Raw genomic sequence first — 10,915 nt, 5'->3', positions numbered from 1 at the left:
CCTCCGACTGGTCCCGTGTTGCCGTCATCGATTCCGAGAACGGCTCGGCCGATCTCTATGCCCATCTGGGCAGTTATCAGGTCCTCACCTTGCCCGACTACTCTCCCGAGACCTACATCGAGGCCATCGGCATCTGTGAACAGGCAGGAGCCGAGGTCATCATTATCGACAGCATTTCCCATTGCTGGGATTACCTGCTCGATTTCCACGCCAACCTGCAAGGCAACTCCTTTGCCAACTGGGCCAAGGTCACTCCCCGTCAGAATGCCTTCATCCAACGCATTCTCAACTCCTCATGTCATATCATCTGCACCATGCGCTCCAAGCAGGATTATGTCCTCTCGGACAAGAACGGCAAGATGGTGCCCGAGAAGGTGGGCTTGAAGGCCGTACAGCGCGATAACGTGGACTATGAGTTCACCGCCGTGCTGGACATCGCCATGAACCACAAGGCCACTACCTCCAAAGACCGAACGGGGCTCTTCACGGGCCGTCCCGAGTTCACGATAACCCCTGCCGTGGGGCAAGCCATCCTCAAATGGTGCAACCTGACGCAGACCGCGCAATCGAATCCTTCCACGCAAAACCTTCCCAGCCATGCTTCCAGCCTTTCAGCCTGAACCCGAGTTTGCCGCAGGGTTGAATCTTCCCGTGGAGGAGGCAGCCATCGTAGAGGAGCGTCCCGCAACGCCGATCGTGTCGTTGGGGGCTGCACCGCGTACCCGTCACTTTATCGAGGCCAACACCAAGCCTGTCGATATGGCCCATCTGAAGAACGATTGTGTCGTTCCCGTATTCAGCAAGGACAACGAGGTGACGATCTCCCACCAGAGTTTTATTGAAACGGTATTGGGCGCTGCTCACCGTATGTTTCCCCAGGAGGCCATCGACACGCCCGATATTGTCGTTTCACATATCATCAAGGGACGGATTCCCGAGGCCATACACAAGCCCGTGAACCAGCTCCTGGAGACGGACAAGACCATCTATTACGAACGCATGGCCTTCTGTTTCGAGATACCCTCGATTTATGAGGAGGTGGCAGGCAATCGGCTCCATCTTTCGATCGGAGGAGTAAGGGCCTACAACCACGAAAATCTCTATTCCAAGAAGACGGTTGAGAAGTTCAAGGTCTTTATCGGCTTCAAGAACCTTGTCTGCTGCAACCTGTGTGTCTCGACCGACGGATTCAAGCGGGAGTTGCGGGTGATGAGCGTGCAGGATCTGTTTGAGGCTTCGTTGCAGTTGTTTCAGCAGTACGATGCCGAACGGCACATTCGGCAGATGGCGGCTTTACAACGGCAATCGCTCAGTGAACACCAGTTTGCCCAGTTGATCGGCAAGGCTCGGTTGTATCAATACCTGCCCACAGCCGAGAAACGGCAGCTGCCAGCCATGGAGTTTACCGACTGCCACATCAATGCCGTAGCAAAGGCTTACTATACGGACGAGAACTTTTCCAGAGGGACGAATCCCGAGATTGACCTGTGGAAGGTCTACAACCTCTTTACGGGAGCCAACAAGTCCAGCTACATCGACACCTTCCTTGACAGGTCGCTGAATGCAACGCAGTTGATTGCAGGAATCGGTCGGGCCTTGGAGGGGGATACCGAATACAGCTGGTTTGTGGAGTAACGCTTTACAGAGACGAATACCCTTGCTGTCTTACGACGGCAGGGGTATTTTCTTATGTTCCAGAACAAAGCGTACTAATATATAGTAAGATAGCTATATTTCTCACAATCTACATATTACAATTTGCTGCAAAATCTGTAACATACAGTTCTGGAATTTATGCTGACGTAAAGTCGGAATCCGAGGTTTTAAAGATTCCGAAAAGCAGAATTTCAGGGTTTATGCAGGCGTAAAGTTGAAATTCGTGCAGATCTGCCCAAATTCAGAAGAACAAAGTTTACTTTCCACTCGAATTGCTGTTGTCGGAAAACTTTGTTTTGGCGAAATTTGCGCTACAATACCCCAGCAGAGTGTTGTGCATTGAAAAAACATTTCCTAACTTTGTGTCGCTATCCCATACGGATAGTAACATATTGATTTAGTGAAAGTGTTTCGCTAATCCTTGAAGATGAAATTTGGCGATTTTAGAGAACAAGGATAGGCAATACAGACACTCATCACCGTGTATAGGCATATATCGTTCTGATATATACTTATTCGGTGTGGGGTATTGTTTATTTGTTCTCGGGCCACGCCAAATGCCTATCTTCAGATAAACGAACAACTCCACACTTTCTTTTTGCTTATAACCCACCGCAGCAGGAGTTGGTACGGTAAGAAACTTTTACGAGTATGGATTTTAGGATTGGTGATGTCGTTGTTCTCAAATCTGGGGGACCTAAAATGACTGTTTCAGAGTATCCAATTAAAATGATTGATGGCTCAGAGAACCACACGCAAGTAAAATGCAGGTGGTTTAATGAGGATAATCATTTAATGCAAAACTCCTTTCATGTTGATGAATTGGAAAAACAAAATTGAAAAAATTATGAAAAAGCTATTGTTTATCGTGGCAGCCATGTTTGCGGCAGTTTCTTTCTCGTCCTGCGATAAGGATGATGACAATAAGGATGATGACAATGGTGGCGGTAGCGATTTTGCGCGTCCCGCTTTGCCCGATCCCAACGATGTCTGCTCCTGTATGGATGACTTGGTGTTTATGAAGTATTGCTATGAGAACTTTGACGTCAATAAAGACGGGAAGGTCTCTAAAACAGAAGCAAATGCTGTCACTAAAATTGATCTTGGAGATAATGATTACCAAGATGCTTATGATGTTAAAACTCTTACAGGCATCTGTTATTTCCCCAATTTGGAGATCATAGATTGTTACCGCTGTAAAAGATTAACCTCTGTTGATTTAAGCCATAACTTAAAAATTACAGAAATTCAGGACCAAGCATTTGCCGCGTGTTCCGATCTAAAAAGCATTATTCTCCCTAACAGTGTCACGTGGATTAGAGAGAATGCATTTTATAATTGCAGCAGTTTAACCGATATTACTATCCCTAATAGTGTCACGAGGATTAAAAATTTGGCATTCTATGGCTGTAGCAAACTCAAAGAAATATACTGTACCCCAACTAATCCTCCTACATTGGATGGAACGGCATTTAGTTCTATAGCTGACAACTTTATTCTTTATGTCCCCTCTGCATCTGTAAATAATTATAAAACTGCAGATGTATGGAAAAGATATGCCGATCAAATTGTCGGATATGATTTTTAAGTAGCACCTTATTGATCGAGGACCGAATTGATCGAGGACAGACTTGTGCAGAACGGTATAATATAGACCGTCTGCACAAGTTTGTCCTTTTTATATACTTGCATATTTCATTAATTTTTCGTATATTTACATCATAATCAAAGATTTATCACACTATAAACATTAGCTAAAATGAAAAGAAAAACACCGATAACAGATTGACAAACGGGCACAGAGATATTGAATGATATTGAAATCTCCTATGTTGCCAAATCCATATCCTATGATCTTGATGGAATATGCCTGTTTGTAGGACGTAGAAAAGACAATCCCACGCCCGTAGAGTTCTACTACTTCCTTGAACTCGATATAGACCTTACTCAAGCCGCTACAATCTCCTTCCTAAAAAGAGGCCTTCTACAAATAGGATTCAATTTTACACTACCATCTCAAGAGTCCAATCAAGGACCCTACATCGCAAAATTTCCGAATGTAATTACCATTCCACCAATCGGATATCCGCTCAATCTTTTTGAAGCGCATATCCATAGTGATACTATTGTGTTCAACTATACGGCACAAAATGGAACCAAGAAAGAGTTCCGCTTTTCACTGGCTGGCTTCAACGAGAAATATTTGGAACAGTTTGTATAAATACAAAAGCAATCAATCTTTTCCGAGGACAGACTTTGCAAAAGTTTGTCCTTTCATTTTTGCATCAAAAACATTCTACATCAACGAACTTAACGCATGAAACAATTATGGAAAAGTATCACACGACAGATTACGGATAGTCCATAGATGAACACAATGACTATCAATATTTTACAAGACATTTTCTATTAACCAGCAGTCGGAAAGCAGGTTCTACATAGGGTACGCATACAGCCAATCACAGAAGGCTGCAATCTCCATAATCAACTGATTAACAGCACGGGAGAATCCGTAGCTCAGTAGGTAGAGCACAACACTTTTAATATTGGGGTCCTGGGTTCGAGCCCCAGCGGGTTCACTCCTTATCCGGACAAATCCGGACAGAATTCCGCCAAACCTCGCAAGATCAGTGTCTTGCGAGGTTTTTTCATTTCTGGATTCAGCCATTTACGGACACCGAAAAGCCAATTTCCGACAAATTCCAGTGTCCAAATCGTGACCTTTTTTTTGTTTACCGATTTTAGGTCACCAGAAGTCGCAAATTGGCTCCCTTTTGTCGCCTTTTGTCTGTGCCGTACAAATCTCATTTACAACTATTTAATTTAACTTTGTAATTCTAAAAATGGGATTATGAGAAACACATTCAAAGTACTCTTTTTCGTAAAGAGAGCGGCCTTAAAAAAGAGCGGGAAAGCGCCGATTATTGCCCGTATTACCATCGATCAAGACAAGATCCAATTCTACACGAAACTGGAAGTCGCTCCCGATCTATGGGATGTACCCCGGGGAAAAGTAACCGGAAGAGGTCCTGAAGCGCTACAAATCAATGCGTTATTGGACGATATCCGAATGGCAATCCAGAAGCAATACCACTCGCTGCTCGAAACGGACGGTTACGTTACGGCCGAGCGAGTCAGAGACGCCTACCTGGGAAAAACCGAAAAAACACGCACCATTCTCGAATTCTTCGAACAGCACAACGAGCAGTATCTGCAGGAGGTGAAGATGGATCCGACCAACAAAACCTACTGGCGTTACGAGCTGACCAGGCGCCGGCTCGAAGAGTTTATCAAATACAAGTATTCCGTATCGGACATGCCTCTGAAGGATATCAACGTCCTGTTCGTCGAGAATTTCCTGCTCTTCAACGAGAATGTCCACGGCTGCAACCACAACACGGCCATGAAATTCGTGCAGCGGCTCCGCACCGTGGTCAATTTCGCCAAGAATACGGGTATGCTCTTCGTAGACCCCTTCGGCAACTTCAAGGTCAAGTTCGAACGAACTGACCGCGGGTATCTGACCATGGAGGAGATTATGGCCATCTACCACCACACGTTCCCCTCCCGACGGCTTGAACAGGTCCGCGACCTGTTTATCTTCAGCTGCTTCACGGCACTCTCCTATATCGACGTCTGCGAGTTGCAGCCCGATGACATCAGCACCGGCTTCGACGGCAACCTCTGGATCATCCGCAAACGGCACAAGACCAACGTAACGGCATCGATCCGTCTGCTGGATATTCCGATTGCCATCCTGAAAAAGTACAAGGGGAAGCTCCCCGACGGAAAACTACTGCCTGTAATCAGCAACCAGCGGGTGAATGACTACCTGAAGGAGATTGCCGCCATGTGCGGAATAAACAAGCGACTGACCTTCCATATGGCAAGGCACAGCTGCGCAACCTCGGTGCTGCTGGCCAACGACGTACCCATCGAAACCGTCTCGAAGATTCTCGGTCATACGAATATCCGCACCACGCAGATCTACGCCAGGATAACAGATCGAAAAGTCAGCAAGGACATGGATTTGCTGGCCCAAAAACTCAATCACGTCGGCATACGAAAACACCGCACGACAAGCGTTATATAATATAAACACTGCAACATAAGTATGGAGGCATACGAGATAAAATTCGGTTCAATTGTCATCGACGCAGAAAACAATCGTGTGACGGTTCACCTCTCACCGGATGGAACCGTCTGGATGACCGAAACGGAGATTGCCCGGCTTTTCGGGGCTTTCCCCGTGGCCATCAGAAGCAATATCCGGGCAATTTACAAAGATAAACGGATGAATGAATACCGCACGCATCAAATTACCGGACGCGGCGATCTCTACAATCTGGAGATGATTGCCGCCCTGTCGTTCCGGGTGCGCACCATGGAATCCGAAGCCTTCCGGAAATGGTTGCTTTACCGTCCGCAACATAAAATGGTCGTCATGCAAGTCGACGCAGACGATCGACAAAAGGTAAGTTAACTCCTCACACTACCGTTAAGATTAAGAGCAACCCCACTACGAGGTTGCTCTTATTTTTTCGAAAAGACAATTATAGGTGTCCTCATTATACCGGAATGCTGAGGGTGCATTCCGCAGTGATTAAAGAATAATCACCTCTACCTGCGTTCGCATTTTTCGTTATCCTTTTCCTATAACCTTCTCCTCCTTCACGACCACCTCCCCGGATCGGATGGAAGGCATCCCGGTTCAGCAGCGAAGGTATCTTCGGGCTTCACGCCCGCTCAAGATCAGGCCCCTCGGGGGTTTTGCGCAAAATCTTCCTCTTTCCCTGCGGGCGAGCGTATTTGGCGCAAAAATCTTGCTCGGGCTAAGCCCGGCCTTGCAAAGCTCCTGAACCAAGATACCATCCATACCGGCTCCGCTACGGCATAAAAAAAAAGTCGAAGGTTATGAAAAGCACAACGAAAAACAACAGGAACCAGAAAACCTCCAACCTTCCACTCAGCATCGGTTCGGGGGTACGGGCGGCGGCAAAAGTCGGGGCGGCAATCCTCGGCTTCCACCTCTTCGGAAGTAGCTTTCTTTGGGTCGTTTTGGCCCTTCTCTTCTGCTCTAACCTCCTGCGGGGTATCTTCTCCTGCCTGCTCTCCTTCGTCGTGCTGATCGGCCTCTTTTCCTTCCTCTTCACGCTCATCTGCTAACATCTAAACACACAACACTATGTCCAAGTATTATTCCCTGCTCGGAGGTACGACCACCGACACCGAAATCCAAGTCGCCCAAGAGAATCAAATCGTTATCGGCTTCGGCCCTTACATGTCGCAGGATCGCTATGTCATCTGCCGGGTCGAACACACGGCTAACGGATACCTCTACCACCTTGTAAACCTCGACACGAAGGAAATCCGCCGCACGGACATCCTCGAACCCTTATCCAAGAAGTACGGAATCGGCCTCTACTTCGACGACGTGAGCCACGAACAGATGGACGCAATGGAGGTCGCCGCCCTCGCCTGCGAGGCCCAAGAGAAGGCTCGCATCAAGGCCAAGAAAGCCGAGGCCGAACGCAAACGAGCCGACGAGCAGGCCGCCATCGGGCGCAAGCGCCTTGCGGAAATCCTGCCCCACGACGCGAAGGCCATAATCGTCGCCCGACTGAGGGAGGACGAGAGCGACCCTATGACCGACTACTTCTCCAGCCGAACCGTGCGCACCGTAATTTTGGGCTTCTCCCGCCACACCCGCGACCTCTTCTCCGAGATGCGCAGGTATGCCGCCAACATGCCCGAAACGGCCTACTTGAGTGAACCCAACGAGGAGTACGAACACCGCGAGAAATACTCGATGGGCGGCGGCTACTACCTCGGAGAGAGCCGTTACAGCGGGTGGATCATTCAGAAAGTCCCCGTTGGCGACCGCGAGCGCACGATCCGGGAGTTTGGCTATACGGCAGGCGACGAGGCGAACATCCGCCTCAAAGCACCCGCAGAGGAAGCCCCGGCCGAGGTCGGGCCGATCGCCGTCAAGGGTGAGTTTCAGATCGTCGACTACTCCGAAAAGGCCATTGCCCTCTTCGGTGATACCCGCCCGATCAAGGATGCGCTCGCCGCGCTCGGAGGCCGCTTCAACAGCCGTCTCTCGCATGAAGGCGAGAAGCGTGCCGGGTGGATCTTCCCCAAGACCCGAAGCGAACAAGTGAAAGCCTTGATCGGGGCATAAGCAACGGACAACGGGGCGGGCCTCTCCGCCCCGACTATCAACCCTCAAACACCACACAGACATGGAGAACAGCACCCAAACAGCCGTAAACGAGTTGGTCAGACTGCTCGGCGGCACGACATGGACGCGCACGACATCGAGTTGTACGGGCAAATGGTCAGGGACGACCGATTACGGAATCCTCATCGACGGACACATCCACCTGTTCGTATCGAACGGCATGGCCGGATTCGAGCCCCGTGTACGCGAATGGATCGCCTCGTTCAAGACCTTCCAAGTCAAGAAGGATTACTACCTCGAACTGCTCCGCGTGCAGGCCCGGCGCGACAACGCCACGGCAATCTCCGAGGGGCTCTACCCGGTTCACGTCCTCGACATCGGCATCGTCTCGCCCGAGGCTTCCGACGGGTTCTATTACTTCTATCCCTATGTACTGATCGAGGTAAACGGCCTCCACTATAAGCATCTGACCTCCAATTTCGGGTGCGCCATCTTCCGCGACTTCCTCGCCGAGTGGATCAAAGCCCGCAATGCGAAGACCACAACCACGGCGGGAGGCGTCGACAACCCCGACTTCATCTTCTGCAACGTGCGCTTCGATTCCCGAAACGGCATGTACCGCATCCAATAACATCAACCCAACACCCGAACGAACATGGCACAGCACACAGCTACCGACTATTTCAAGCGCACCATCCAGCACTATCTGGAAGGCCGCGCGCAGGAGGACGAACTCTTCCGTCCGCGATACGAGAACCCGAAGAAGAACATCGACGAATGTTGCGACTACATCCTCGACAGCGTCTACAAAAGCGGCCGAAACGGATTCGCCGACGACGAGATCTATGCCCTTGTCCTGCAGCCTTTACCCACGTTGTCGAGCCGATAGGCCGCCGCACAAGCAAAGGCGAGACCACCTGCCTCGACTGCGGAGAGGTATTCCACAACACCACCTCCCGGAAACGGTGCACCTGCCCGCACTGCGGAGCGAAACTCCGGATCGAGCAGACCCGCAAACTCAGATTCGAGCAACACGCCTATGCGGCCTTTATCACCGCCTGCGACGGTCTGCAAGTCATCCGTATATTCATGGTGGACTATTACGCCAAAATCGGGCAGGAGGAGCTACTACGCCTCTATCTGCAACGGGACGGCAGGAACTTCGAGCACTATTGGCCCTCGATCCGCATCGCCGCGCGCAACGCCTACACCGTCAAGGATGCCTCCCTTTGGTGCGACTACCTCGACATGCTCCGGGAGTTGGGCAAGGATCTCCACAGCCCCAAATACGTCTGTCCGGCCAATCTGCGCGAGGAACACGACTGCTACATGGTCAAACGAAATCGCCTGCGCGCTGAAAGGAGAAAGGCCGAGCAGGAGGCCTTCATCCTCAAATGCGAAGAGGCTTATCAGCAGGCAAAGGCCCGTTTCTTCGGGCTGACATTCCACGACGGGAAGATCCGCATCCATGTCTTGGAGAGCGTCCGGGAGTTCTTTGACGAGGGTGAGGCCATGCACCACTGCGTGTACTCGAACGGCTACTACCGCAAGGACGATTCGCTGATCCTCTCGGCGACCATCGACGGCAAGCGCATCGAGACGGTTGAAGTGTCGCTCTCCCAACTCGCCGTCGTACAAAGCCGTGGGGTCTGCAACAAAAACACCAGTTATCATGCGCGGATCATCGACCTCGTGAACCGCAACATGTCTCTCATTCAGCAACGCATCGCCGCATAACCTCACAGCCATGAAAATCAACTATTGCCCAAGTAGCCGCACCTTTACACTCAGCGGCCTCTCCGTCCAGCAACTCGCCGTGATGTTCGCCGTATTGAGAACCGCCGACCATCGCTGCTTCACGGCACGCAGCGATAACGGCTGCTGGTACAGCGATAACGACTTCGTTCTCTCGCTTACCGACCAGGAGCGCGCCGACCTCGCATCAATCGCATCCCGACTTGAAACATACAGACCGCAATGAACGCCACGCAAGAGTTACGGCAGAACGGCAAGGCCCTCCTTCGCTCCGAGGACGGCATCAGCCTCCGGATGATCTTCAACAACCTCAAAGGACGCAATTTCGACAGCCCCGCGGAACATCGCGACTACCTCCTATACGTCGCATTTGCTCAAATGCACTTCCAGCCCGGCGTGGTCGAGTTCGTCGAACGGGGCAAGATCCTCGACAAAGCATTCATCCACCCCCCCTTGTAAAACCGGGGCGGCGTAGGCCGCCCGTAAATCCCCTCCAACCATGAAAATCAACTATCACGGCACGGACACCCCGTCGCCCGAAGCCATTGTCAAAGTCCGCGATGCGCTCTTTCTGCTCGACGGGATGAACGGGTTTCGCACCCCCTTCGAGACGTGGCGCAACTGCGAAGCGCAGATCACCTTCGGGGATGATGCCGCCACAACGAGCATCGAGATCGCCCCGCCCGCGACGGCATTGGTTCGCCGCCGCGGAAATTGGAGGAACAGCCGCGCCATATACCGTGACGGTCTGTTCCGGGCCAACATCACCAATACGGAAGTCGAACTTATATAAACCAACGCTTTATGAAAACCACGGAAGTAAATGAAAGTCTGATTGGAAAACGGTGCGAGTGCATCAGTTTCGGATCGCGGGTCACGGGCCGGATTATATCTATTGAAGAGGACGACTATTGCGTCCGCGTGAACATCCGCCTCGACACGCCCCAACGTTGGGGCGCCGATCTCTACACCGAAGAGTGTAACTGGGCACGCAAGTGCGACGAGTTCGGGTCGTTCAGATACCTGCGGATTTTGCCCGAACCAAAAGAACCTAATTATCAGACGGTTGGCGGACTGAAGCCCTTCTCCATCGACGAAATCCGCTGCATTCATCACCTAGCCATTCAGGCCGGAGCCATTTTCGGTCGATCAGTCAGTAGGAAAAACCATTCCCGGCCGTTGATCCATACGACCCACACCTTGTCGCGGTAAGCATGAACGCTGCAATCCATTCTTGATCCGGGCCTCCACGCCGTGAACTGCCGGACTGACCTCACAGCACGTAATCGGCTTGCTGCATTCGATTCGGACCGGAGCTTC

General features: G+C 50.9%; 16 protein-coding genes and 1 tRNA gene. All 17 read left to right on the top strand.

What is annotated here, in order from left to right; genetic code table 11:
- A partial coding sequence (locus tag B5E60_RS12590) for an AAA family ATPase (protein WP_087312162.1) occupies positions 1-620 on the top strand: 620 nt, incomplete at its 5' end.
- Complete coding sequence (locus tag B5E60_RS12585) at positions 598-1,635, top strand: DUF3871 family protein (protein WP_087312160.1); 1,038 nt, start codon at positions 598-600, stop codon at positions 1,633-1,635. The genes B5E60_RS12590 and B5E60_RS12585, both read left to right, overlap by 23 nt.
- 672 nt (positions 1,636-2,307) lie before the next feature.
- Complete coding sequence (locus B5E60_RS12580) at positions 2,308-2,496, top strand: YodC family protein (protein WP_087312158.1); 189 nt, start codon at positions 2,308-2,310, stop codon at positions 2,494-2,496.
- A gap of 7 nt (positions 2,497-2,503) precedes the next feature.
- A complete protein-coding gene (locus tag B5E60_RS12575; RefSeq protein WP_204246480.1) occupies positions 2,504-3,244 on the top strand; it encodes a leucine-rich repeat domain-containing protein in 741 nt (246 codons plus the stop codon).
- A 219-nt stretch (positions 3,245-3,463) separates the two neighbouring features.
- The gene (locus B5E60_RS12570; RefSeq protein ID WP_087312154.1) at positions 3,464-3,877 is read left to right on the top strand and encodes a hypothetical protein; all 414 of its coding nucleotides are present in this window, start codon (positions 3,464-3,466) and stop codon (positions 3,875-3,877) included.
- Between the two features lie 285 nt (positions 3,878-4,162).
- Positions 4,163-4,235: transfer RNA gene (locus B5E60_RS12565), tRNA-Lys, on the top strand.
- Positions 4,236-4,507: 272 nt separating this feature from the next.
- Positions 4,508-5,749 (top strand): site-specific integrase, encoded by a 1,242-nt coding sequence (locus B5E60_RS12560; RefSeq protein ID WP_087312152.1) that lies wholly within the window; start codon positions 4,508-4,510, stop codon positions 5,747-5,749.
- A 21-nt stretch (positions 5,750-5,770) separates the two neighbouring features.
- Positions 5,771-6,139, top strand: coding sequence for a hypothetical protein (locus B5E60_RS12555; RefSeq protein WP_087312150.1), 369 nt, complete (start codon positions 5,771-5,773; stop codon positions 6,137-6,139).
- 431 nt (positions 6,140-6,570) lie between these two features.
- On the top strand, positions 6,571-6,822 hold the full coding sequence (locus B5E60_RS12550) for a hypothetical protein (protein WP_087312148.1): 252 nt from the start codon (positions 6,571-6,573) through the stop codon (positions 6,820-6,822).
- Between the two features lie 19 nt (positions 6,823-6,841).
- Positions 6,842-7,840 (top strand): hypothetical protein, encoded by a 999-nt coding sequence (locus B5E60_RS12545; protein ID WP_087312146.1) that lies wholly within the window; start codon positions 6,842-6,844, stop codon positions 7,838-7,840.
- A gap of 61 nt (positions 7,841-7,901) precedes the next feature.
- Positions 7,902-8,471, top strand: coding sequence for a hypothetical protein (locus B5E60_RS12540; protein WP_087312144.1), 570 nt, complete (start codon positions 7,902-7,904; stop codon positions 8,469-8,471).
- Positions 8,472-8,495: 24 nt separating this feature from the next.
- On the top strand, positions 8,496-8,729 hold the full coding sequence (locus B5E60_RS12535; RefSeq protein WP_087312142.1) for a PcfK-like family protein: 234 nt from the start codon (positions 8,496-8,498) through the stop codon (positions 8,727-8,729).
- Between the two features lie 200 nt (positions 8,730-8,929).
- Positions 8,930-9,577, top strand: a complete 648-nt coding sequence (locus B5E60_RS12530) for a PcfJ domain-containing protein (protein WP_239403342.1) — start codon at positions 8,930-8,932, stop codon at positions 9,575-9,577.
- A 10-nt stretch (positions 9,578-9,587) separates the two neighbouring features.
- Positions 9,588-9,821 carry a hypothetical protein gene (locus tag B5E60_RS13825; protein WP_143260763.1) on the top strand — a complete coding sequence of 78 codons (234 nt, stop codon included), beginning with the start codon at positions 9,588-9,590 and terminating at the stop codon, positions 9,819-9,821.
- Complete coding sequence (locus B5E60_RS12525; RefSeq protein ID WP_087312138.1) at positions 9,818-10,054, top strand: DUF7688 family protein; 237 nt, start codon at positions 9,818-9,820, stop codon at positions 10,052-10,054. Before B5E60_RS13825 ends, B5E60_RS12525 begins: the two co-directional genes overlap by 4 nt.
- A 40-nt stretch (positions 10,055-10,094) precedes the next feature.
- The gene (locus tag B5E60_RS12520) at positions 10,095-10,388 is read left to right on the top strand and encodes a hypothetical protein (RefSeq protein WP_087312136.1); all 294 of its coding nucleotides are present in this window, start codon (positions 10,095-10,097) and stop codon (positions 10,386-10,388) included.
- 11 nt (positions 10,389-10,399) lie between these two features.
- Complete coding sequence (locus B5E60_RS12515; protein ID WP_087312134.1) at positions 10,400-10,807, top strand: DUF7258 domain-containing protein; 408 nt, start codon at positions 10,400-10,402, stop codon at positions 10,805-10,807.
- The last annotated feature ends 108 nt before the right edge of the window (positions 10,808-10,915 follow it).

Source organism: Alistipes sp. An116, from assembly GCF_002161005.1.
Lineage (GTDB): Bacteria > Bacteroidota > Bacteroidia > Bacteroidales > Rikenellaceae > Alistipes > Alistipes megaguti.
Note: the sequence above shows the minus strand (reverse complement) of the source record. Positions and strands in the feature narration are given on the sequence as shown.

Coding starts and splice junctions, on each gene's coding strand:
- B5E60_RS12585 (WP_087312160.1), top strand. CDS start 598: ATGCTTCCAGCCTTTCAGCCTGAACCCGAGTTTGCCGCAGGGTTGAAT.
- B5E60_RS12580 (WP_087312158.1), top strand. CDS start 2,308: ATGGATTTTAGGATTGGTGATGTCGTTGTTCTCAAATCTGGGGGACCT.
- B5E60_RS12575 (WP_204246480.1), top strand. CDS start 2,504: ATGAAAAAGCTATTGTTTATCGTGGCAGCCATGTTTGCGGCAGTTTCT.
- B5E60_RS12560 (WP_087312152.1), top strand. CDS start 4,508: ATGAGAAACACATTCAAAGTACTCTTTTTCGTAAAGAGAGCGGCCTTA.
- B5E60_RS12555 (WP_087312150.1), top strand. CDS start 5,771: ATGGAGGCATACGAGATAAAATTCGGTTCAATTGTCATCGACGCAGAA.
- B5E60_RS12550 (WP_087312148.1), top strand. CDS start 6,571: ATGAAAAGCACAACGAAAAACAACAGGAACCAGAAAACCTCCAACCTT.
- B5E60_RS12545 (WP_087312146.1), top strand. CDS start 6,842: ATGTCCAAGTATTATTCCCTGCTCGGAGGTACGACCACCGACACCGAA.
- B5E60_RS12540 (WP_087312144.1), top strand. CDS start 7,902: ATGGAGAACAGCACCCAAACAGCCGTAAACGAGTTGGTCAGACTGCTC.
- B5E60_RS12535 (WP_087312142.1), top strand. CDS start 8,496: ATGGCACAGCACACAGCTACCGACTATTTCAAGCGCACCATCCAGCAC.
- B5E60_RS12530 (WP_239403342.1), top strand. CDS start 8,930: ATGGTGGACTATTACGCCAAAATCGGGCAGGAGGAGCTACTACGCCTC.
- B5E60_RS13825 (WP_143260763.1), top strand. CDS start 9,588: ATGAAAATCAACTATTGCCCAAGTAGCCGCACCTTTACACTCAGCGGC.
- B5E60_RS12525 (WP_087312138.1), top strand. CDS start 9,818: ATGAACGCCACGCAAGAGTTACGGCAGAACGGCAAGGCCCTCCTTCGC.
- B5E60_RS12520 (WP_087312136.1), top strand. CDS start 10,095: ATGAAAATCAACTATCACGGCACGGACACCCCGTCGCCCGAAGCCATT.
- B5E60_RS12515 (WP_087312134.1), top strand. CDS start 10,400: ATGAAAACCACGGAAGTAAATGAAAGTCTGATTGGAAAACGGTGCGAG.